This is a genomic window from Mesorhizobium sp. P2_E10 (assembly GCF_056404235.1).
Window position 1 is genome coordinate 52,411 of the sequence record NZ_JBFUEK010000007.1, and the last position, 21,495, is coordinate 73,905.

A 21,495-nucleotide genomic window follows, 5' to 3' on the forward strand; every position below is an offset into this window, starting at 1 on the left:
GCAAAGCCTGGTATTCGCCAGCGTTTGGGAGGCGGCTCGAGCCGACAGGGAACGGCACTTGTGTAGGCATGGTTCTTGAGCTCTGAATGTGAAGCACTTCACACAGAGCCTATTTGGTCATGGCGGCGAAGCGAAAGGCCGGTGAGGGCTGTCGTACTCCCGTCGCATAGAACCGCTAGAAGGTAGTCGTCGATCGATTGCCGACCGCGGATGAACCGGCGGCACATCTCGACATCGAGGAAGCGGGGCTTTGGCTCCGCTTTTTTGTTGCGCGCTTTTTGCGGTCAAGAAAAAGCCCGCCGGAACGAACCGGCGGGCGAGACGGGAGGAAGCTCTTGCTTGCGCGTCAGGCGGCCAGGACCGCCTTGGGTTCGACCAACTCGTAGCCGAGCGCTTCGGCGACTGCGCGGTTGGTGATCTTGCCCCTGTGGACGTTGAGACCGTTGCGCAGATGGTGATCGTCGATCATCGCCTTCAGGCCCTTGTCGGCGAGCTGCAGGCCGTAATGCAACGTCGCGTTGTTGAGCGCATGCGCGGAGGTGACCGGCACGGCGCCCGGCATGTTGGCGACGCAGTAGTGGATGACGCCGTCGACTTCGTAGGTCGGATCGGCATGCGTGGTGGCATGCGAGGTCTCAAAACAGCCACCCTGGTCGATGGCGACGTCGACCAGCACCGCGCCCTTCCTCATGCCGGACAGCATTTCGCGCGAAACGAGTTTCGGCGCGGCAGCACCCGGGATCAGCACGGCGCCGACGATGATGTCGGCCGAAAAGCACTCTTCCTCGAGCGCCTCGACGGTCGAATAGCGGGTGTGGACGCGGCCGGCGAAGAGGTCGTCGAGCTGGCGCAGGCGCGGGATCGAGCGGTCGATGATGGTGACGTCGGCGCCAAGGCCGGCCGCCATGCGGGCAGCATGCAGGCCGACGACGCCGCCGCCGAGCACGGTGACCTTGCCGGGCAACACGCCGGGCACGCCGCCGAGCAATACGCCGCGGCCGCCATTGGCCTTCTGCAGCGCGGTGGCGCCGGCCTGGATCGACAGGCGGCCGGCAACTTCCGACATCGGCGCCAGCAGCGGCAGGCCGCCGCGATCGTCGGTGACGGTTTCGTAGGCGATTGCGGTCACGCCGGAAGCCAGCAGGCCCTTGGTCTGTTCCGGATCCGGAGCGAGATGGAGGTAGGTGTAGAGGATCTGGCCATCGCGCAGCTGCACCCATTCGTTGGGCTGCGGCTCCTTGACCTTGACGATCATGTCGGACTTGGCAAACACGTCTGCGGCCGTCTTGGCGATGGTGGCGCCGGCGGCGCGGTAGGCGTTGTCATCGGCGCCGATACCGGCACCGGCGCCAGTCTCGACCAGCACTTCATGGCCGTGGGCGACATATTCGCGGACCGAGCCTGGCGTCAGGCCAACGCGGTATTCGTGGTTCTTGATTTCCCGGGGGCAGCCGACGCGCATCTTTTTATCTCCTGATCCGGCCCTTTGGGCTCGTTCCCTGTTGTTTTCGTGCATGTCTTTGTCCCAAAACCGTTGCACACTTTTGGGCGACATGCATTGAGAGCAGTGAACCACGAATCGTTCCGAAAGTGCTTGCGAATGCGCTTGCGTGGGAGGGGTGTTTTCGATAATTGTTGCGCAAAATGGCCGAATAATCGCAGGAATCACGAAAAATGCCGCTCGACAGGATTGATATCGCCATTCTCGAGACTTTGCAGAAGGATGGCCGGATCCCCAATGCGGCCCTTGCCGAGAAGGTCGGCCTGTCTCAGTCGGCCTGTTCGCGGCGGCTGGACAATCTGGAGAAATCCGGAACCATCCGCGGCTATCACGCCCGGCTTTCCAATGCCGCCCTTGGGCACCAGATGACAGCGATCGTGCATATATCGCTGTCGGGGCAGTTCGAGAAGACGCTGTCGGATTTCGAGGCGGCAATCAAGCGTTGTCCCAACGTGCTGTCCTGCCATCTGATGTCGGGCGAATACGACTATATCCTGCGCATCGCGGCCAAGGATCTCGTCGACTATGAGCGCATCCACAAGGAGTGGCTGTCGGCCATGCCTCATGTGACGAAGATCAATTCGTCATTCGCCTTGCGTGAGATCGTCGATCGCACGGCGATGGGCATGAAGCCGGAAATGGCTTAGCGCCAAAGGCACACCCGGACGTCCTTCCCTAGATAACATGCGCCTTCGCGGCGAAGTGCCTCCCAACGTTCGTCACCGTGAGTTTCGGAAATGTCCGAGTTCGCATAGCCGCTCCAAACATCACCTTCCTTGTAGACAACCGCCCAGTAATCTTCGGACCTTTCACCAGCCCCACTATGCGTATCGGGATAGTCGATACCTGCAAAAACTTGCCGAGGCCCCTGGATATTAAAATCTCCGCCCGTCTCGATTTGATAGGAGCATTTTCCGGATATGCGGGTCTGACCGTCAACAACAAGCAGGCAGCGGCCCCATTTATAGCCGCTCGGCAAACGATGCCGTGGTTGCGCATGCGAAGGCGAAAAGCAAAACGCTATCGCAAGGGCAGCCGCTATAGTTCGTCCGATCATATTAACATCCGTTGTGAAGCAGCCGATCTAATGAGCGACCGGACACTGTTGGATCCGCCCACAGCGCATGTCGAAACGGTCCGCCGCAGCATGGTCCGCTCAAAGATTATTTATCGACCAAGTCGGATTTTTGTCACGTGACATTTGCGCTTAGGCCTCGGTGACGATCCGATCCATCGGGATGTCGTGCGGCTGCGGATAGATGGTCGCGATGCGCTGCAGTTCGTAGCCAACGCCGATGACCAGCGGCTTGAACGGCATCGCGGCCAGCGTGCGATCGAAGAAGCCGCCGCCATAGCCCAGTCGGTAGTGACCGGGATCGATGCCGACGATCGGCGAAATGACGATATCGGGCAACACCGGGTCGCCTTGCGCCGGGATCGGGATGTTCCAGACGCCCTTTTCCAGCCGGTCGCCGGGCACGTAGGCGCGAAAGACTAGCGGTTGGCCTTTCTCGATGACCACAGGCAGCGCGGTGCGGCCGCCACGTTCGTTGATGGAAGCCATCCAGGGCCGCAGGTCCGGCTCGCCGCGAAATGGCCAATAGAGGCTGACCATGCGGCCGGCGATGTCGCCGATGACGGCGTCAAGACCTTCGGCGATGCGCTGCGACATCGCTGCCCGCGCGTCGGCGGAAACGGCGAGACGGGCCGCGATCAGCCGCTCGCGCTCGGCCTTGCGCCAGCGTTTCACGTCGGTCCAGTCGCTCAAGGGCATCCGAAACTCCGGATCGAGTTCATGCATGAAGCAGGGTGGCGAAGCATACTGCGCCGGACCTTCGTCGTCATGATCGTTGGCCATGCTTCATCCTCGGCATGCTGTTTCGGCAACGCTATACCCCGGCCTTGGTGTGCGGCATGTGCGTTCACGACATCGAACGGCGACTCCGGGCAGTCGTTCCAGGTCCGGATATTGTTGCGGTGCACAAAAATACCTAGATCACGCTTGATGATCTTGCTCTCCTGAGGTGAATGAGATGAACGAAGCCAGCCATCATGTCGTCGTTGTCGGCGCAGGTTTCGGCGGTCTCGAATTCACCCGTGCGCTTGCTGGCGCGCCGGTGCGCATCACCATGATCGACAAGCGCAACCATCACCTGTTCCAGCCGCTGCTCTACCAGGTGGCGACGACGGCGCTGGCGACCTCGGAGGTCGCCTGGCCGATCCGGCACCTGTTGCGCAAGCGCAAGGACGTGACAACGCTGCTCGCCAATGTCAGTGGCGTCGACCGCGCCGGCAAGCGCGTGCTGCTCGATGACGGCAGTGCCGTCGCCTACGACACGCTGGTGCTGGCCACCGGAGCCCGCCACGCCTATTTCGGCCATGACGAATGGGAGCCTTTCGCGCCGGGGCTAAAGACGCTGGAGGACGCCACCACCATTCGGCGACGCATTCTGCTGGCGTTCGAGCAGGCCGAGCGCGAAACCGACCCTGCCAAACGCCAAGCGCTTCTGACCATTGCGATTGTCGGTGGCGGGCCGACCGGTGTGGAGCTTGCCGGCACCATCATCGAACTGGCGCATGACACGCTACGCGGCGAGTTCCGCAACATCGATACGCGGCAAACGCGCGTGGTGCTGATCGAGGCCGGTGACCGCATTCTTGCCAATTTCGCGCCAAAACTCTCCGATTACGCTGGAAAGGCGCTCGAGCGGCTGGGCGTGACGATCGAGCTCGGCCGGGCCGTGACGCGCTGCGACGCCGAAGGCGTGGTCTTTGGTGACAGGCAACTGGCGGCCCGAACGATCCTCTGGGCAGCCGGCGTTGCCGCTTCGCCCGCCGCCGAATGGCTTGGAGCGAAGGCAGACCGCGCGGGCAGGGTGCTCGTCGAGCCTGACCTCAGCGTGCCTGGCAGCCCGGAGATTTTTGTCATCGGCGACGCCGCCCTCGTACTGCGGTCCGATGGACGGCCGGTACCCGGTGTGGCGCCTTCCGCCAAGCAGGAGGGCCGGCATGTTGCGGCTACCATCAAGGCCAGGCTTGACGGTGACAGGACCGCGCGTCCTTTCCACTACAGCCATGCCGGCGATCTGGCGACGATCGGCAAACGCGCCGCCGCGATCGATTTCGGCTGGATCAAGCTCACCGGCTGGCTCGCCTGGTGGCTGTGGGGAATTGCGCACATCTATTTTCTGATCGGTTTCCGCAACCGGCTCGCGGTCTCGTTAAGCTGGCTATGGATCTATCTGACGGGCCAGCGCAGCGCGCGGCTGATCACGCAGGGCAATGACGACAGGGGCTGACGTTTCGCTCCGGGAGGGTGTTTCATCCGCCCGTCACCTTTTCCTGATCAATTGACTTCGCGGTGGACATGGCCGGATTTCGGCGCGAAGCTTCTGCTTCGGGGTCTGGGCTTGTCACTTGTCGAAGTAGGAAGAAACAATGCCCCAACTGCTCCACCCCGTGTCCCGCCGCGGCTTTCTCGCCGGCGCCACTGCTGCAGGCGCGCTGATCATGCTCCACCCGTTCTCCGCTCGCGCGCAAGCCAACCAGGCGCATCTCAGGATCATGGAAACGACCGACATCCATGTGAATGTGCTGCCTTACGATTACTACGCCGACAAACCAAACGACACGATGGGGCTGTCGCGGACGGCGTCGCTGATTGCGGCGGTGCGCAAGGAAGCCACCAACGCGATGCTGATCGACAATGGCGACCTTCTGCAAGGCAATCCGATGGGCGACTACATCGCCTATGAAAAGGGGATGAAGGACGGCGACCTGCATCCGATCATGAAGGGCATGAACCTGCTCGGCTATGAATGCTCGACGCTCGGCAACCACGAGTTCAACTACGGCCTGTCGTTTCTGGATAAGGTGTTGGCCGGCGCCAATTTCCCGTTCGTCTGTGCAAACCTGATCCGCGGCACCGAGCTTGCGGCGAACCCGCGCGACGACAGGCTCTACCTCAAGCCCTATGTCATCCTCGACAAGAAGATCAAGGACGGGTCGGGCGCCGAGCAGCCGATCAAAATAGGCATCATCGGCTTCGTGCCGCCGCAGGTCATGGTGTGGGACCTGAAGAACCTGGAGGGCAACGTCAAGACGCGCGACATCGTCGAAGCGGCCAAGGCCTGGGTGCCTGAGATGAAGGAGGCGGGCGCCGACATCGTCATTGCGCTCTCGCATTCCGGCATCGACATCAAGCAGGGCGACATGATGGAGAACGCCTCGTTCTTCGTCGCCGGCGTCGAGGGCATCGACGCGGTCTTCACCGGCCACCAGCATCTGGTCTTCCCCGGCAAGAAGGACTTTCAGTCGCTCGAGGCCGTCGATACGCAAAAGGGCACGCTGCAAGGCAAGCCTGCCGCCATGGGCGGCTTCTGGGGCTCGCATATGGGCCTGATTGACCTGATGCTGGAGCGCGACGGCTCGAAATGGAAGGTCGTTTCGGCGACCTCCGAGGCGCGGCCGATCTACGAGCGGATCGACAAGGCGAACAAGCCGACGGTCGAAGACGACAAGCGCATTGTCGATGTTTTGAAAAAAGACCACGAGGCGACGCTTGCCTATGTGCGCCGGCCCGTCGGCAAGACTTCGGCGCCGCTCTATTCCTATTTTGCGCTGGTCGCCGACGATCCGTCGGTGCAGATCGTCAGCCAGGCGCAGACCTGGTATCTCAAGGACATCCTTAGGAATACGCAGTGGAAGGATGTGCCGCTGCTTTCGGCGGCGGCTCCCTTCAAGGCGGGCGGCCGCAATGGGGCCGACTACTATACCGACGTGCCGGTGGGCGACATCGCGATCAAAAATGTCGCCGACCTCTATCTCTATCCGAACACGGTGCGCGCCGTCGAAATCACCGGCGCCCAGGTCAAGGAATGGCTGGAAATGTCGGCCGGTATCTTCAACCGAATCGAGCCTGGCAAAGCCGACCAGGCGCTCATCAACACCGATTTCCCGTCCTACAATTTCGACGTCATCGATGGCGTCAGTTACAGGATCGACCTGTCACAGGCACCCAAATACGATGCCAAGGGCGGGCTGGCGAATGCTGGCTCAAACCGCATCGTCGACCTGATGTTCGACGGAAAACCAATCGATCCCGCAGGGAAATTTGTCGTCGCCACCAACAATTACCGCGCCGGTGGCGGCGGCAATTTCCCTGACATCAATGCCTCGAAGATCATCTATGAGGCGCCCGACACCAACCGTGATGTGATCGTCCGCTACATCATCAGCGAGGGCACCATCAATCCGTCGGCGGACGGCAACTGGTCGTTTGCGCCATTGCCAGGAGCCAGTGTCGTGTTCGAGACCGGCGCCAAGGCCAAGGATTTCATCGCGCAGGTGACGTCGCTGAAGATCGAACCGGCGGGCGAGGGCGAAGCGGGGTTTGCGAAGTACCGCATCATCCTCTGAAAATAGGTCTCGCGACACTTGCGCAAAGGGGCGAGGCGGCGCAGGCCGCCTTGCCGGGATTTCGTTGAGGCTGCCCTTACGCCTTGTAGACCACCTGACGGACGTCGATGTAGCTCGCCCTGAAGCCGGCTTCGCAATAGTGCAGGTAGAACTCCCAGAGTTTCTTGAAGCGGTCGTCGAAACCGAGCGGAACGATCTTTTCCCAGGACGCCCAGAAGCGCTGGCGCCATTCGGCGAGCGTGCGCGCATAGTCGTCGGGGAACACGCGCTCGCGCAGATGGGCAAGGCCGTGATCTGCGCCGAGCGATTTCAGGATCGACGGCGTCGGCAGCATGCCGCCGGGGAAAACATAGCGCTGGATGAAATCCGGTCGGGCGCGGTAGGTGTCGTAGGCGGCTTCGTTGATGGTGATGATCTGCAGGCCGGCAGTGCCGCCGGGCCTGAGACAAGCCTTCATCTTGGCGAAGAACACCGGCCAGTATTTTTCGCCGACCGCCTCGAACATCTCGATCGAGGCGATGCGGTCATAGGTGCCGGTCTCGTCGCGATAGTCCTGCAGCTTGATGTCGACCTTGTCGGCAAGGCCTGCCTTCTGGATGCGGGCCTTGGCGAAATCGTGCTGTTCGCGGCTGATCGTCAATCCTGTCACCCGGCAGCCGATTTCGCGCGCGGCAAATTCGGCAAAGCCGCCCCAGCCGCAGCCGATCTCCAGCACATGATCCTTTTTGCCGATGCCGGTATCCTTGGCCAGCGCGCGATATTTGGCGGCCTGAGCGCTTTCCAGATCGTTGGCGCCGGTCGCATAAAGCGCCGACGAATAGGTCATGCTTGGGTCGAGCCATTCCTTATAGAAGGCGTTGCCAAGATCGTAATGCGCCGAAATGTTGCGTTGCGAGCCGGTGCGGGTGTTTTCGTTGAACCAGTGGCGGATGCGCTGGACGGTGTTGATGAGCCAGCTGGCGCCGCCCGCGACACGTTCGCCGATGGCCGAGTTGATGACGAAAAGTTCCAGGAAACTGGTGACGTCAGGGCTCTCCCAGTCGCCATCCATGTAGGATTCGGCAACGCCGATGGTGCCGCCGGTAAAGGCGCGGCCAGGCAAGCGCCAGTTCTTGAGCACCAGTTCGGCGTCCGGACCGGGACCTTTGCCGCCGACGAGAACGGCGCGACCGTCTGGCATTCTCACCTTGAGCGAGCCGCGCGGCAGGTTCATCGCCGCCGACAGCACCATGCGCGCCTTGGCCGGCAGGCCTTTGACGATCTCGGCGAAATTGAATTCGTCGAGCTTGACCGCATCGCTCAACGCCATGCCGCCCAATGCTGCGCCCTTGTGTTCCTTGTATGCCATTTCACGTCCCTGCACTTCTGCGGGGCCGGCACAAAATCCACCGGCTTCCACACCCTCTCGCAGTTCATTCGCCAGGTTCGGCCTCCGCCGCCTGATCCCGGGTTGCTGGCCGGTTCGGGAGCGGGCGGGCTCGAACGAAAACGCGCGCCCTTTTGACCAGAGCTTCAGCGCTTCCCAGTGAATTCCCGCCACAATCTTCCACGTCATTAACGGGAACTTCAAGAGGCAAGCTGCGAGCCGGGCTGTGCCAAGCGGTTGGGCCTGGCCGGCAAAGGTCGCCGACAGCAGCGCTTCGCCCCTTTCCGCCTGTGGAATGCCAGGCGCTGGCCGGCGTTGAAAATCGCTATGGCAGCCGCCGCCACCATGCGATAGTTTTAGCCATGCGTTATGTTATCGTCATCTCCGCCATCACCTTCTTCCTGATCTGGGACGGCCTCTACAATCAGGGCCGCTATCTCGACACCACAGTCAGGGAGATGTCGCGCGTCGTGCGCTATGTCACCGGCGTGGTCTAGTTTTTCACTCGACAGCTCGCTTTTTGAGGTCGCCGGGCGCGACATCGTTGCCCGTTGACGCGACGGTTTTGTTGACACAAAACACGCGGCAAACCGATCGAGGAGGGCTGGGTTGATCCGGCACATCGTTTTCTTCAGCGCGCGACGCACAGAGGATGTCGAAGCCGTGCGTACGGGCTTGATGGCGCTGGGCAACATCCCGCATTCCAGCCTCTTCGAAGTGACGCTCAACACCAAGGTCGATCCGCTTTCGGACGCGATCGACGTGGTTGTCTATGCCGAGTTCAGGGATGACGCGGCCCTTGCCGCCTACAAGGCCCACCCGCTCTATGCCGAGACGACCAGCAAGGTCAAACCACTGCGTGAATTGCGTTATTCGGCCGATGTGGTGTCGGCGGCCTGACTGAGCGCCTGCCTTTGCCGACGCCCCGCGAAATAGCCGGGCAGCACGCCAAGTCCTCCGGGCAGGTTGCCGGCCTTGCGCCAGGCTCTCATCTCCGCCAGGGCAATGCCGAAATGACCCTGAGCCACCGCCTTCACGACACCGCGAACCGTCAGGTAGCTGAGAATGGAGCGGTAGGCGGCCGTCTGATAATCCGGGCAGCGGGCGACAAAATCATCCAGCCCTTCGATGTAACCGGCATGAGCGCGCGACATCGAGTTGGCTTCCCGGTATTTCAGGACATCGGCCGCATTGCCGAAGGCGATGCGATGCTGCTTGCTTAGCCTTATCAGGAACTCGCGGTCCTGATGGCGATTGAGATCCGGATCGTATCCGCCGACCGATGCAAAGGCGGTCCGGCGGACGGTGACGGTCGAGTTGGTCAGGGGGATGCAATGGCAGAACAAGAGCTGCCGTAGCCGTTCTCCGTCGGGTGTGCGGCCCGGCATTTTATGCAGACGTCGATATTCATCCGCAACGTCGCTGAAGCCGTCGATGGTGCAGGCGATGTCGGGATTGGCATCGAAGAAGGCGATCAGCCTGTCCATGCGTCCGGGGACGAAGGCATCGTCGGAATCGAGAAAGGCAATGAGCGGCGCGCTGCTCAGCGCAGCCCCTTGGTTGCGCGCCCGGTTGGCGCCGCCCGGGACCGGTAGGCGCCGCCAGGCCAGGCGCGGATCATCGAGCGAAGCCAGATAGCTTTCGGTGCCGTCCAGCGAACCGTCGTCGACGACGATCAGTTCGATGTCCGCCCTGGGACTGGACAGAACCGACGCCAGCGTGCGGGGCAGGCTTTCCCGCCGATCCCTCGCCGGAACCACGACGGCCAGCCGGGGCCTCGGGAAGCCCTCGGCTGCGGTGGGAAAGGAGGTTGGCAACACTGTCACAGGGCAAACTCATACATGCTTGTGCGGGTGCAGCCAAACCCGGCCTTGAACGCCTCATCACCGATGGTGAAATCGAACATCGTACCGCCCTCGGCGGCCCAGGCCGCCATGACGCGGTCGAGCGCGACACGGCCTGGAGAAAATCGGGCATAGGCGACGTAGTCGCAGGCAAGCAAAATGTAGCAAAAGCGCGCGCCGTCGATCAGGCCGAAGACGATGGCGACGGTGCCATTGCGGGAGGCGAGGCGCCAGGTGCGCGCCAGCCCGGAACGGGCGCCGACCGCGTTGGCAATCACCGTCACCCGACCACGATCCAGTCCCATCTCGGTGTCCGCGTTCCTGCCATATCCGTCCGTCAGCGCGACGACCCGGTCGGCGGACCGCAAGGCTGCCCGTTCCAGCCAGCGGGTGAGGTCATAGGGTTTGCCCTTGAGCCGCAATTCTTCCTGAAACCCCGACCACAGCGGTGTGTTCATCCCCCGCGCGGGGGATGCCCTACGTCAAATCCCTTGGCGGCAGAAGCGAAAATCAGGGCCATTTCTGGGAGTAATAGCGCCGTCGCCGGCGGCCGGGATTGCGATCAAGTCTTGAACCGGTTTGCGGAATGATGCACATCGCGCCTGCATGATCCGAACCATAGAAGCCGGCCCGCTCGATCATCTGGTGCTGCCTACGCAGAGCCTCGATGTGGCGCGAGCCCGGCTCACCTCGCTCGGCTTCGTCGTTGCGCCGACCGGCATCCATCCTTTCGGGACGGAAAACTGCTGTGTTTTCCTCGCCGATGGCACCTATCTCGAACCGCTCGCGGTCGGCAATGAACAGGCAGCGGCGAAGGCCATTGCCGGGGGCAACGTCTTTGTCACCCGCGATCGTCTCTATCGCGAAAATTGCGGCAATGAGGGGATTTCCGCCATTGTTCTGGGCACCGCCAATGCCGACGCGGACCACGCGCGCTTTGTCGACGCGGGCCTGTCGGCTGGCGACGAGCTGAGCTTTTCGCGGGTCTTCACCGATACCTCGGGAAAAAGCGAAACGGCATCGTTCAAACTGGCCTTCGCAGCTGGCAGCAAGGCGACGGATGCCTTCCTGTTCGCCTGCGAGCGGATCAATGCGCCGAAGATCGACCGCACCGCGCTGCAAGCCCACGCCAATGGCGTGACCGGCATCGTCGAAATCGTGGCGGTCAGCGAGGCTCCTTCGCAACAACGCCGCTTGATTTCGATCGCAGCGGGCACCGAGGCGGGAAGCGACACGGCCTTTGAGCTGTCGAATGCGACCTTGACTGTGGTCGAGCCGGCAGATTTTGCGGCGCGCTTCGGCATTTCGGCCGGCGCGCCGTCAGAACTGCGCTTTGCTGCAATCGTCTACTCGGTCCGCAACGTCGGCGTCGTTGCAAAGCTGCTTGCAGCCGGCGCCATCGCACACGACATACGCGGCAATCAGATTGTCGTGCCGCCGGCGCCCGGACAGGGCGCGGTTTTCGTTTTCCGGGAGATCGCATGAGCAAGCCAAATTCGTCCGTAAGTGCCGGCAAGGTCGTCTTCGACAACACCGCGCCGCTGTCGCTGATCGCCGGGCCCTGCCAGCTCGAATCGCGCCAGCATGCTTTCGACATGGCCGGTGCGCTGAAGGAACTGACCGAGAAGCTTGGCATCGGGCTTGTCTACAAGACCAGCTACGACAAGGCCAACCGGACGTCACTTGGCGGGACGCGCGGTGCCGGGCTCGAGGCGGCATTGCCGGTCTTCGATGAATTGCGGAAAGCGTTTTCGCTGCCGATCCTGACCGACGTTCACACCGAGGAGCAGTGTGCAATCGTCGCGCCGCATGTCGACATTTTGCAGATACCGGCCTTTCTCAGCCGCCAGACCGACCTGCTGATCGCGGCGGCGAGGACCGGCAAGGTGGTCAATGTGAAGAAGGGCCAGTTCTTGGCGCCCTGGGACATGAAGAATGTCGTCGCCAAGGTCACCGATTCCGGCAATGCCAATGTACTGGTCACCGAGCGGGGCGCGTCCTTCGGCTACAACACGCTGGTGTCGGACATGCGCGCGCTGCCGATCATGGCCGAGATCGGCGCGCCGGTGATTTTCGATGCCACGCATTCGGTGCAGCAGCCCGGCGGGCAGGGCGGTTCCACCGGCGGCGATCGGCATTTTGTCGAGACGCTGGCGCGGGCGGCGGTGGCGGTCGGCGTTGCCGGCGTCTTCATCGAAACCCATCAGGATCCAGACAATGCCCCTTCTGACGGCCCCAACATGGTGCCGCTGAAGGATCTTCCCGCGCTGCTTGAAAGGCTGATGGCGTTCGACCGCGTGGCCAAAGCTCGCTAAGCCATCAGTCGTCGTCGTCCTCGCCGGGCCTTCTCATGGTGACCGCGAAGACCGCATAGTAGTCCACGCCAGGCATCGATGCTGTGACGGTCAGAATCCAGCGCACATTGCCATGCTGGTGTTCGAAAATCGGCGGTCCCACCGACGGCAGTGCGTCGGCCGGGATGGCAAAGGCGAAAGGAATGCCGGCGCTCGATTGCACCGAACCGCGCGGCACAACGATCTTGTCCTGCCACTTGAGTTCGTCCTTGTAGGTGGATTTGGTCCCGGCCGTTGCATTCACGATCGGTCCCCCGACGCGATAGGTGCGGATGCATCGGAGCAGCACGGTGTAGTCTCCGGCGGGATCCAGGTCGCGGCTTGAGCGGATCAGCCCTTCGAAGCGCGTTCCCGGGTTGGCGGGGCCGGCCTGCAGCGTGGTGGTGCCGAATTTGCGAACGCGCAGCGTGTCGCGGATCGCCCTCAGCAACGCGTAAAAACCGATGACGGCGAATACGATCGGAACGAAAACGAGCGGATTGAATGCGCGGTCAGTGACGTCGAAATTGAGCGGCAGCTCGAAATACCAGGGGAGCAGGACCGCGATCAGCCCCATGGCGCCGGCAAAGAAATAGCCACTGGAGGCGTTGGCCGAATTGGCGTCGACCACCGGCGCTGGCAGTTCCGCGACAGTCTCATGCCTATCGGGCTGTTCGGTCATTGCCACCCCCCCCATGAAACGATCGGACTGCTATTCAATGCCACGCAGGGCTGCAGGGTGACAATGGCCGCCGGGGCTGTCCGGCTTGTGGTCGGCAAAAGCCGGCTGTACGCTTGCCCCGTAAAATAAGCGTCTTGGCAGGAGGAAGCCCATGTCTGTCGCCCGCGTCACCGAGATCACGTCGTCATCCAAGAAAAGCTTTCAGGACGCCATCGAGAAGGGAATTGCGCGCGCCTCGAAGACCCTGAAAAACGTCGAAGGCGCCTGGATCCAGGACCAGAAGATCGTCGTCGAGGATGGCAAGATCGCCGCTTACCGCGTCAACATGAAGGTCACGTTCATCCTCGCGGAGTGAGCGCCTGCCAACTCCTTGTTGGAGCATGATCTTTTCCGAAAACCGGTCACCACTTTTCGGGATCATGCTCTAAAAAAGTCGGGAACTTTCGCCCGCGCCCCTCATTGTCAAAGTACGATCAACGACAAAGAGGAGCATCGTCATGACCACCCAGACAGGACACACCGAAGCTATCGCCGCTTCGCGGGTCATCGGCACGTCGGTCTACAACACTGAAGGCAAGAGCATTGGCGCTATCGAGGACATCATGCTCGACAAGACGTCGAACGGCATCATGTTCGCGGTGATCGGCTTTGGCGGATTCCTTGGCATCGGCGAGAAATACCATGCCATTCCGTGGGCGAGTCTCGACTATGACGAGGACAAGGGCGGCTATGTCGTGCCCTTCTCCAAGGATCAGCTGAAGGCAGCGCCGGCCTATTCGATCAACGAACTCGCCGGTGCCGACGGCGAGACCGCGCGTGACGCCTCCTATGACTACTACAAGGTCACGCCTTACTGGCATTGAGTGGTTGGACTGACCGAAAGCCGGAATCGAAAAGGCCCCCGGTTTGAACCGGGGGCCTTTCTCTGTGCGGGGAAACTCTACTCAGCCGCCCGGAGGGTTGATAGCTGCATGGCGCCCTGCGGCGACTGCTGATTGTCGCACGACGTCAGGAATGCCGCCGCGATCAGGAACAAACTCACGATACCGCTCAACTGGGACATGGCGAAACTCCTCCTGTTTCGCCCCGCGCAGCTGCGAGCTTAGACCACAAACCAGCCTGCCATGCATGACTTATGATGACAGCGATTTGCGCTTCGTGAATCGGTCGAGCAAACGTGACGGCAATATTTGTGAGTGCCCGATTGCGTTTTGCGACGCTTTGGCTAAGAGGGGCGCGACGCTTTCAATCGATCAATCGGGGACATCGCAATGACCGCCATCATCGACATTGTCGGGCGTGAAATCCTGGATAGCCGTGGTAATCCGACCGTCGAGGTCGACGTCGTGCTCGAAGACGGCTCGATGGGCCGTGCGGCTGTACCGTCCGGCGCCTCCACCGGCGCGCATGAAGCCGTTGAACTTCGCGACGGCGGCGCCCGCTATCTTGGCAAGGGTGTGCTGAGGGCTGTCGAGGCCGTCAACGGCGAGCTGTTCGAGGCGATCGGCGGCATGGAAGCCGAAAACCAGATCCATATCGACCAGACGATGATCGAGCTCGACGGCACACCCAACAAGAGCCGGCTCGGCGCCAACGCCATTCTCGGCGTTTCGCTGGCGGTGGCCAAGGCGGCGGCGGTTGCCTCCGGCCTGCCGCTGTATCGCTATGTCGGCGGTGCCAAGGCGCATATCCTGCCGGTGCCGATGATGAACATCATCAATGGCGGCGCGCATGCCGACAATCCGATCGACTTCCAGGAATTCATGATCATGCCGATCGGCGCGCCGACGCTGCGCGAGGGTGTGCGATGGGGATCGGAAATTTTCCACACGCTGCGCAAGAAGCTGAAAGACGCCGGCCACAACACCAATGTCGGCGACGAAGGCGGCTTTGCCCCCAATCTGAAGAGCGCGCCGGTGGCGCTCGATTTCATCATGGAATCGATTGAGAAGGCCGGCTTCAAGCCTGGCGAGGAGATCGCGCTCGGCCTCGACTGTGCCGCGACCGAGTTCTTCAAGGACGGCAACTACGTCTATGAAGGCGAAAAGAAGAGCCGCGATCCGAAGGCGCAGGCCAAGTACCTGGCCAAGCTCGCCGCCGACTATCCGATCATCTCGATCGAGGACGGTCTGGCCGAGGACGACTGGGAAGGCTGGAAATATCTGACCGACCTGATCGGCAAGAAGACCCAACTGGTCGGCGACGATCTGTTCGTCACCAACACGGCGCGGCTGCGCGACGGCATCCGCATGGGTGTCGCCAATTCGATTCTGGTCAAGGTCAACCAGATCGGCTCGCTGACCGAGACGCTCGACGCCGTCGAGACCGCGCACAAGGCCGGCTACACTGCTGTCATGTCGCATCGTTCGGGCGAAACCGAGGATTCGACCATCGCCGATCTCGCCGTCGCCACCAATTGCGGGCAGATCAAGACCGGTTCGCTGTCGCGCTCCGACCGCATGGCCAAGTACAACCAGCTCATTCGCATCGAGGAAGGGCTCGGCAAGCAGGCGCGCTATGCCGGCAAGTCGGTTGTGAAAAGCTGATCCCTGGAAATAGCAGGAATGACGAGGGCGGGAACATTCCCGCCCTTTTTCGTTTCTGCCCCCACCAAATTCCTCCGTCCGTAACCGTCCATTAAGCACAATCGGGCGAGAAAGGGGGTCAAAGGATTGCGACCATGTGGACACGCCAGCACAAGCAGAGAAACACCGGCCGGCTGATCATCCCCTCGCTCTGCGTGGCGTTCCTGGCCTATTTCGGCTTCCATGCCTATCATGGCGAGTTCGGCATCTACTCCAAATACCAGCTGGAAGCGCAGACCGTCGAACTGCAGGGCAAGCTCGACGCCATCAAGGCGCGCCGGGTCGATCTGGAGCGGCGCGTGCAGCTGATGCATGAGGGGACGCTGGAGAAAGACATGCTCGATGAGCAGGCGCGCAAGGCGCTCAATCTGTCCCAGGCCGACGAAATCACCATTATGTTGCCGGCTTCCTCGAAATAACTCGATTCCAGTTAATCGCCGTTATATCAAATGATTTTAATTGCTTAGACGCATGACAGCCATGCATTTTTCTGCATGGCGAAACGCTTTCTCGCGTGTTAGCTTCACTCAAATCGGTGGGGAGAACTGATCTCCCCCGGAGCAGATTTCTTTTTGCTCCAGTGTCCACAAAGAGACGCCAACAGGGAGTGATGCATGGCCACCGCCGCCAGAAAAGCGCCTGCCAAATCCACAAAAACCTCGGGGCTTTCCGCCCCCAAGCCCGCTGATTTCAGCAAGGACGAGGAGCTTGCCGCCTACCGGCACATGCTGCTCATCCGCCGCTTCGAGGAAAAGGCCGGCCAGCTTTACGGCATGGGCTTCATCGGCGGCTTCTGCCACCTCTATATCGGCCAGGAAGCGGTCGTCACCGGCATGAAGATGGCGCTGATCGACGGCGACCAGATGATCACCGCCTATCGCGACCACGGCCATATGCTGGCGATGGAACTGTCGCCACGCGGCGTCATGGCCGAGCTGACCGGGCGCCGTGGCGGCCTGTCGCGCGGCAAGGGCGGCTCCATGCACATGTTCTCCAAGGAGAAGCATTTTTACGGCGGCCACGGCATTGTCGGCGCACAGGTGTCGCTCGGCACGGGCCTGGCCTTCGCCAACCGCTACCGCGACAACAACAATGTGTCGCTGACCTATTTCGGCGACGGCGCGGCCAACCAGGGCCAAGTCTATGAAAGCTTCAACATGGCCTCGCTGTGGAAGCTGCCGGTGATCTTCATCATCGAGAACAACCGCTACGCCATGGGCACCTCGGTGTCGCGCTCGTCGGCCGAGACCGATTTCTCGCATCGTGGCGCCTCGTTCAAGATTCCCGGCATCCAGGTCGACGGCATGGATGTGCGCGCGGTCAAGGCCGCCGCCGACCTAGCCACCGAATGGTGTCGCGCCGGCAACGGCCCGCTGATCCTCGAGATGCAGACCTATCGCTATCGCGGCCACTCGATGTCCGACCCGGCAAAGTACCGCTCCAAGGAGGAAGTGCAGAAGATGCGCTCCGAGCATGACCCGATCGAGCAGGTCAAGGCGCGGCTGATCGACAAGAAGTGGGCCAGCGAGGACGACCTCAAGACCATCGACAAGGAGGTCCGCGACATCGTCGCCGACGCCGCCGAATTTGCCCAGAACGACGCAGAGCCGGATCCGTCCGAGCTCTGGACCGACATCGTATTGTAACGGGAGGGCAAGGACATGCCGATCGAAATTCTCATGCCCGCTCTCTCGCCGACCATGGAAGAGGGCAATCTTTCCAAGTGGTTGAAGAACGAAGGCGACAAGGTCGTCGCCGGCGACGTCATCGCCGAGATCGAGACCGACAAGGCGACGATGGAAGTCGAAGCCGTCGATGAAGGTACGATCGGCAAGATCGTGGTTCCCGCCGGCACCGAAGGCGTCAAGGTCAACGCGGTGATCGCCATCTTGCTGCAGGAGGGCGAAAGTGCCGCCGATGCCGGCAAGTCTGCGGCGCCCGCCAAAGCGGAAGCCCCGGCAAAGGCGGAAGCCCCGGCCGCGGCTGAAGACGCTGCTCCGGCCGCCAAGGCGGCTCCCGTTGCTGCAGCACCGAAAACAGAAGCTGCCGCCGATCCCGACATTCCGGCCGGCACCGAAATGGTCTCGACCACGGTGCGCGAGGCGTTGCGCGATGCAATGGCCGAGGAAATGCGCCGCGATGGCGACGTCTTCGTCATGGGCGAGGAGGTCGCGGAGTACCAGGGCGCCTACAAGATCACGCAAGGGCTGCTGCAGGAGTTCGGGCCACGCCGCGTCGTCGACACGCCGATCACCGAGCACGGCTTTGCCGGCGTCGGCGTCGGTGCTGCGATGGCAGGTCTCAGGCCGATCGTGGAGTTCATGACGTTCAACTTCGCCATGCAGGCGATCGACCAGATCATCAACTCCGCCGCCAAGACGCTCTATATGTCCGGCGGCCAGATGGGCGCGCCGATCGTCTTCCGCGGACCGAACGGTGCTGCGGCCCGCGTCGCTGCCCAGCATTCGCAGTGCTACGCCGCCTGGTACAGCCATATCCCAGGGCTGAAGGTGGTGATGCCTTATACAGCGGCTGACGCCAAGGGCCTGCTGAAGGCTGCGATCCGCGACCCGAACCCGGTCATCTTCCTCGAGAACGAAATCCTCTACGGCCAGTCCTTCGACGTGCCGAAGATGGACGATTTCGTGCTGCCGATCGGCAAGGCGCGTATCCACAAGACTGGCAAGGACGTCACCATCGTCTCCTTCGGCATCGGTATGACCTATGCGGTCAAGGCGGAAGCCGAATTGCGCGCCATGGGCATCGACGTCGAGATCATCGACCTCAGGACCATCCGTCCGCTCGATCTCGACACGATCATCGCCTCGGTCAAGAAGACCAACCGCCTGGTGGTTGTCGAAGAAGGCTATCCGCAGAGCTCGGTCGGCGACCACATCGCCAACCAGGTGTCGCAGCGCGCCTTCGACTTCCTCGACGCGCCGGTGATCACGATTGCCGGCAAGGACGTACCGATGCCGTATGCCGCCAACCTCGAAAAGCTGGCCTTGCCGAATATCGGCGAGGTCGTCGAAGCCGTCAAAGCCGTCACGTATCGCTAGGATACAGCGCCGATGCCGTCCTTCTGGGTTCTGGCCGCCGTCATTGTCCCCACCGTCGCCGTGGCCTTTTTCGTGCGCCGCATGACCGGGAAGTTCGATGCGGTTTTGCTGATGCTCAGCGGTGCCGCTTCGCTTGTCCTGGCAATCGTTGCAACCGGTTCCGCACAACTTGATCAGACCGGTGGCATGATGAGCCTCGAAATGAGCAAAAACAGCTTCCATTTCGGGTTCTTGCCACCGGTGTTCATCGTCGCCACGCTGACCGTCATGCGCGGCCTGTTCAAATTCATTCAGGAGTGAGCGATGCCCATCAACATTACCATGCCGGCACTCTCGCCAACGATGGAAGAAGGCAATCTTTCCAAGTGGCTCGTCAAAGAGGGCGACAAGGTTTCGCCGGGCGACGTGATCGCCGAGATCGAGACCGACAAGGCGACGATGGAAGTCGAAGCCGTCGATGAGGGCATTGTCGCCAAGCTGGTCGTTCCGGCGGGCACCGAAGGCGTCAAGGTCAATGCGCTGATCGCCGTGCTTGCCGCTGAAGGCGAGGATGCAGGGGCGGCGGCGAAAAGCGGGGGCGCTGCTGCGCCAGCAAAGGCCGAAGCGCCGAAAGCTGAGGCTCCCAAGGCTGAAGCGCCGAAGCCGGAAGGTGCTGCGGCTGCGCTTGCGCCGGCCAAGGCAGCGGCGGCTCCGGCTGCCAACGGCCATGCAGGCGGTGAGCGCTCCTTCGCCTCGCCACTGGCCCGTCGCATCGCCAAGGATGCCGGTGTCGATGTCTCGGCAGTGACGGGCTCCGGCCCGCATGGCCGTGTCGTCAAGGCCGATGTCGAGGCGGCGATTGCCGGTGGTGGCGCCAAGGCGGCTCCGGCTGCGAAAGCGGCGCCTGCCGGCGCTCCGGCTGCTGCGGCACCCGCGCCAAAGGCGATGTCGGACGAGCAGGTGCTGAAACTGTTTGCCGAGGGCTCCTACGATCTCGTTCCGCATGACAATATGCGCAAGACCATCGCGCGGCGGCTGGTCGAGGCCAAGACCACCATTCCGCATTTCTACCTGACGCTCGACTGCGAGCTCGACGCGCTGCTGGCGCTGCGCACACAGCTCAACGCGGCGGCCCCGGTGAAGAAGACCGAAAAGGGCGAAGTTCCTGCCTACAAGCTGTCGGTCAACGACATGGTGATCAAGGCGATGGCGCTGGCGCTGAAGGCGGTGCCGGATGCCAATGCCTCATGGACTGACAGCGCCATGGTCAAGCACAAGCATGCCGATGTCGGCGTTGCCGTGTCGATCGCCGGCGGCCTGATCACGCCGATCATCCGGCACGCCGACGAAAAGACGCTGTCCACCATCTCCAACGAGATGAAGGATCTGGCCAGCCGTGCCCGCAGCCGCAAGCTGAAGCCTGAGGAGTATCAGGGCGGCACGACGGCGGTGTCCAATCTCGGCATGTTCGGCATCAAGGACTTTGCCGCCGTCATCAACCCGCCGCATGCGACGATACTGGCGGTGGGTGCCGGCGAGCAGCGTGCGGTGGTCAAGAATGGCGAGATCAAGGTCGCCACCGTGATGTCGGTGACGCTGTCGACCGATCACCGCGCCGTCGACGGCGCGCTCGGCGCCGAACTGCTGGTCGCCTTCAAGCGGCTGATCGAAAACCCGATGGGCATGCTGGTCTAGGAAGGAAAAGGGCGGTGCGGAAATTCGTCACCAGCCTTTTTGCCCTGATCCTTTCCGGTCTGGCCGGCGGGCTGGTAGCGCAGGAACTGGCCGTCATCACCAATGCGCAGGAAGAATACATCCTCGTCTTCATGGTTTCGGTGCTGGTGACCTTCATTGTCACCTTTGTCTTCTTCGTGGCGCAGCTCATGACCGATCCGGTCGCGGCCGTGGCAAGGACGGGCAAGTGGTCGCTGATCGTCTTCGCGGCCTTGATTGCCCTGCTGGTCGCCTTGATCCTCTACGCCGACAGCAGTGCGGCGGTGGTGCCGGGCCTGGTGACAATCGTGGTGCAATGGCTGTTCGTACGCTGGCGGGTAAGCCGCGGGCTGGTCAAGGCAGAGGCAAGCGCATGAAAACCATCCTTTGCTATGGCGACTCGCTGACATGGGGCTATGACGCGGCGAGCCTTGGCCGCCATGCGCTGGAGGACCGCTGGCCGAGCGTGCTGCAGGCTGCATTGGGCGACGATGTCGAAATTATCGCCGAAGGCCTGAACGGCCGTACCACGGCTTTCGACGATCATCTGGCGGGAGCCGACCGCAACGGCGCAAGAGTGTTGCCGACTGTGCTGACGACGCATGCGCCGCTCGACCTGATCGTCATTATGCTCGGCGCCAACGACATGAAGCCCTGGATCCACGGCAATCCGCTCGCGGCCAAGCAAGGCATCCAGCGGCTGATCGACATCGTGCGCGGCCATGACTACCCGTTCGGCTGTGCCGCGCCGCAGATCCTCATCGTCGCGCCGCCCGCGGTCAGCCGCACCGACAATGCCGAATTCAAGGAAATGTTTGCCGGCGGCGATGAAGCCTCGAAGCGGCTGGCGCCGCAATATTCCGCGCTTGCCGAAGAGGCCGGCTGCGGCTTTTTCGACGCCGGCACGGTGGCCGTGACCACGCCGCTCGATGGGGTCCATCTCGATGCGGAAAACACGCGGAATATCGGCAACGCGCTGGCGCCGTTGGTGCGTGTGATGCTGGAACTCTAGAGA

Annotated in this window: 24 protein-coding genes and 1 pseudogene; 17 read left to right on the top strand and 8 right to left on the bottom strand. The window is 62.0% G+C overall.

The features are described from left to right. Positions 1-346: 346 nt before the first annotated feature. The gene (gene ald / locus AC1D0N_RS19540) at positions 347-1,462 is read right to left on the bottom strand and encodes an alanine dehydrogenase (protein WP_477246717.1); all 1,116 of its coding nucleotides are present in this window, start codon (positions 1,460-1,462) and stop codon (positions 347-349) included. Between the two features lie 212 nt (positions 1,463-1,674). Between ald and AC1D0N_RS19545 the strand changes: the two genes are divergently transcribed. Beyond that, positions 1,675-2,148, top strand: a complete 474-nt coding sequence (locus AC1D0N_RS19545; RefSeq protein ID WP_010909317.1) for an Lrp/AsnC family transcriptional regulator — start codon at positions 1,675-1,677, stop codon at positions 2,146-2,148. Positions 2,149-2,708: 560 nt separating this feature from the next. On the opposite strand, the gene AC1D0N_RS19550 is transcribed toward AC1D0N_RS19545, so the two are convergent. Further along, positions 2,709-3,359, bottom strand: coding sequence for a 5-formyltetrahydrofolate cyclo-ligase (locus tag AC1D0N_RS19550; RefSeq protein WP_477246719.1), 651 nt, complete (start codon positions 3,357-3,359; stop codon positions 2,709-2,711). Positions 3,360-3,534: 175 nt separating this feature from the next. Between AC1D0N_RS19550 and AC1D0N_RS19555 the strand changes: the two genes are divergently transcribed. Beyond that, positions 3,535-4,800, top strand: coding sequence for an NAD(P)/FAD-dependent oxidoreductase (locus AC1D0N_RS19555; RefSeq protein ID WP_477246720.1), 1,266 nt, complete (start codon positions 3,535-3,537; stop codon positions 4,798-4,800). A 139-nt stretch (positions 4,801-4,939) separates the two neighbouring features. Then, a complete protein-coding gene (locus AC1D0N_RS19560; RefSeq protein WP_477246722.1) occupies positions 4,940-6,919 on the top strand; it encodes a bifunctional 2',3'-cyclic-nucleotide 2'-phosphodiesterase/3'-nucleotidase in 1,980 nt (659 codons plus the stop codon). 76 nt (positions 6,920-6,995) lie between these two features. On the opposite strand, the gene AC1D0N_RS19565 is transcribed toward AC1D0N_RS19560, so the two are convergent. Next, the gene (locus tag AC1D0N_RS19565) at positions 6,996-8,267 is read right to left on the bottom strand and encodes a class I SAM-dependent methyltransferase (protein ID WP_477246724.1); all 1,272 of its coding nucleotides are present in this window, start codon (positions 8,265-8,267) and stop codon (positions 6,996-6,998) included. Between the two features lie 186 nt (positions 8,268-8,453). Next, a pseudogene (locus tag AC1D0N_RS19570) lies at positions 8,454-8,582 on the bottom strand (DUF1365 domain-containing protein); the annotation flags it as partial. 65 nt (positions 8,583-8,647) lie between these two features. Here AC1D0N_RS19570 and AC1D0N_RS19575 point away from each other — a divergent pair. Next, positions 8,648-8,782, top strand: a complete 135-nt coding sequence (locus tag AC1D0N_RS19575) for a hypothetical protein (protein ID WP_477246725.1) — start codon at positions 8,648-8,650, stop codon at positions 8,780-8,782. A gap of 112 nt (positions 8,783-8,894) precedes the next feature. Beyond that, positions 8,895-9,185, top strand: a complete 291-nt coding sequence (locus AC1D0N_RS19580; RefSeq protein ID WP_477246726.1) for a Dabb family protein — start codon at positions 8,895-8,897, stop codon at positions 9,183-9,185. Here the strand turns inward: AC1D0N_RS19580 and AC1D0N_RS19585 are convergent. Further along, positions 9,155-10,111: a glycosyltransferase family 2 protein gene (locus AC1D0N_RS19585; protein WP_477246728.1), complete on the bottom strand. Its 957-nt coding sequence runs from the start codon at positions 10,109-10,111 to the stop codon at positions 9,155-9,157. The two genes, AC1D0N_RS19580 and AC1D0N_RS19585, sit on opposite strands and share 31 nt — an antisense overlap. Further along, the gene (locus AC1D0N_RS19590) at positions 10,108-10,587 is read right to left on the bottom strand and encodes a glycosyltransferase (protein WP_477246729.1); all 480 of its coding nucleotides are present in this window, start codon (positions 10,585-10,587) and stop codon (positions 10,108-10,110) included. Before AC1D0N_RS19590 ends, AC1D0N_RS19585 begins: the two co-directional genes overlap by 4 nt. Before the next feature lie 148 nt (positions 10,588-10,735). On the opposite strand from AC1D0N_RS19590, the gene AC1D0N_RS19595 reads away from it, so the two are divergent. Next, entirely contained in the window at positions 10,736-11,614 is an 879-nt protein-coding gene (locus tag AC1D0N_RS19595) for a VOC family protein (RefSeq protein ID WP_477246731.1), read from the top strand. Then, positions 11,611-12,444 carry a 3-deoxy-8-phosphooctulonate synthase gene (gene kdsA / locus AC1D0N_RS19600; protein WP_477246733.1) on the top strand — a complete coding sequence of 278 codons (834 nt, stop codon included), beginning with the start codon at positions 11,611-11,613 and terminating at the stop codon, positions 12,442-12,444. The genes AC1D0N_RS19595 and kdsA overlap by 4 nt, the downstream gene beginning before the upstream one ends. Before the next feature lie 4 nt (positions 12,445-12,448). Here the strand turns inward: kdsA and AC1D0N_RS19605 are convergent, their stop codons facing one another. Further along, positions 12,449-13,144 (bottom strand): hypothetical protein, encoded by a 696-nt coding sequence (locus tag AC1D0N_RS19605; protein WP_477246735.1) that lies wholly within the window; start codon positions 13,142-13,144, stop codon positions 12,449-12,451. A gap of 151 nt (positions 13,145-13,295) precedes the next feature. On the opposite strand from AC1D0N_RS19605, the gene AC1D0N_RS19610 reads away from it, so the two are divergent. Next, the gene (locus tag AC1D0N_RS19610) at positions 13,296-13,499 is read left to right on the top strand and encodes a dodecin family protein (RefSeq protein WP_027045027.1); all 204 of its coding nucleotides are present in this window, start codon (positions 13,296-13,298) and stop codon (positions 13,497-13,499) included. Positions 13,500-13,641: 142 nt separating this feature from the next. Further along, positions 13,642-14,007 carry a PRC-barrel domain-containing protein gene (locus AC1D0N_RS19615; RefSeq protein ID WP_477246737.1) on the top strand — a complete coding sequence of 122 codons (366 nt, stop codon included), beginning with the start codon at positions 13,642-13,644 and terminating at the stop codon, positions 14,005-14,007. A gap of 77 nt (positions 14,008-14,084) precedes the next feature. On the opposite strand, the gene AC1D0N_RS19620 is transcribed toward AC1D0N_RS19615, so the two are convergent. Beyond that, positions 14,085-14,207: a hypothetical protein gene (locus AC1D0N_RS19620; RefSeq protein WP_477246739.1), complete on the bottom strand. Its 123-nt coding sequence runs from the start codon at positions 14,205-14,207 to the stop codon at positions 14,085-14,087. 208 nt (positions 14,208-14,415) lie between these two features. Between AC1D0N_RS19620 and eno the strand changes: the two genes are divergently transcribed. The 8 genes from eno (at position 14,416) to AC1D0N_RS19660 (ending at position 21,492) form a co-directional block, all read left to right on the top strand. Continuing rightward, the gene (eno, locus tag AC1D0N_RS19625; RefSeq protein ID WP_477246741.1) at positions 14,416-15,690 is read left to right on the top strand and encodes a phosphopyruvate hydratase; all 1,275 of its coding nucleotides are present in this window, start codon (positions 14,416-14,418) and stop codon (positions 15,688-15,690) included. 134 nt (positions 15,691-15,824) lie between these two features. Next, positions 15,825-16,148, top strand: a complete 324-nt coding sequence (locus AC1D0N_RS19630; RefSeq protein WP_477246744.1) for an FtsB family cell division protein — start codon at positions 15,825-15,827, stop codon at positions 16,146-16,148. A gap of 195 nt (positions 16,149-16,343) precedes the next feature. Then, positions 16,344-17,375: a pyruvate dehydrogenase (acetyl-transferring) E1 component subunit alpha gene (gene pdhA / locus AC1D0N_RS19635; protein ID WP_477246746.1), complete on the top strand. Its 1,032-nt coding sequence runs from the start codon at positions 16,344-16,346 to the stop codon at positions 17,373-17,375. Between the two features lie 15 nt (positions 17,376-17,390). Next, positions 17,391-18,788: a pyruvate dehydrogenase complex E1 component subunit beta gene (locus tag AC1D0N_RS19640; RefSeq protein ID WP_477246748.1), complete on the top strand. Its 1,398-nt coding sequence runs from the start codon at positions 17,391-17,393 to the stop codon at positions 18,786-18,788. 12 nt (positions 18,789-18,800) lie between these two features. After that, on the top strand, positions 18,801-19,088 hold the full coding sequence (locus AC1D0N_RS19645) for a hypothetical protein (protein WP_477246750.1): 288 nt from the start codon (positions 18,801-18,803) through the stop codon (positions 19,086-19,088). Positions 19,089-19,091: 3 nt separating this feature from the next. Continuing rightward, positions 19,092-20,462 (top strand): pyruvate dehydrogenase complex dihydrolipoamide acetyltransferase, encoded by a 1,371-nt coding sequence (locus AC1D0N_RS19650; protein WP_477246752.1) that lies wholly within the window; start codon positions 19,092-19,094, stop codon positions 20,460-20,462. Between the two features lie 14 nt (positions 20,463-20,476). After that, entirely contained in the window at positions 20,477-20,857 is a 381-nt protein-coding gene (locus tag AC1D0N_RS19655; RefSeq protein ID WP_477246754.1) for a hypothetical protein, read from the top strand. Next, complete coding sequence (locus tag AC1D0N_RS19660; RefSeq protein ID WP_477246756.1) at positions 20,854-21,492, top strand: SGNH/GDSL hydrolase family protein; 639 nt, start codon at positions 20,854-20,856, stop codon at positions 21,490-21,492. Before AC1D0N_RS19655 ends, AC1D0N_RS19660 begins: the two co-directional genes overlap by 4 nt. The last annotated feature ends 3 nt before the right edge of the window (positions 21,493-21,495 follow it).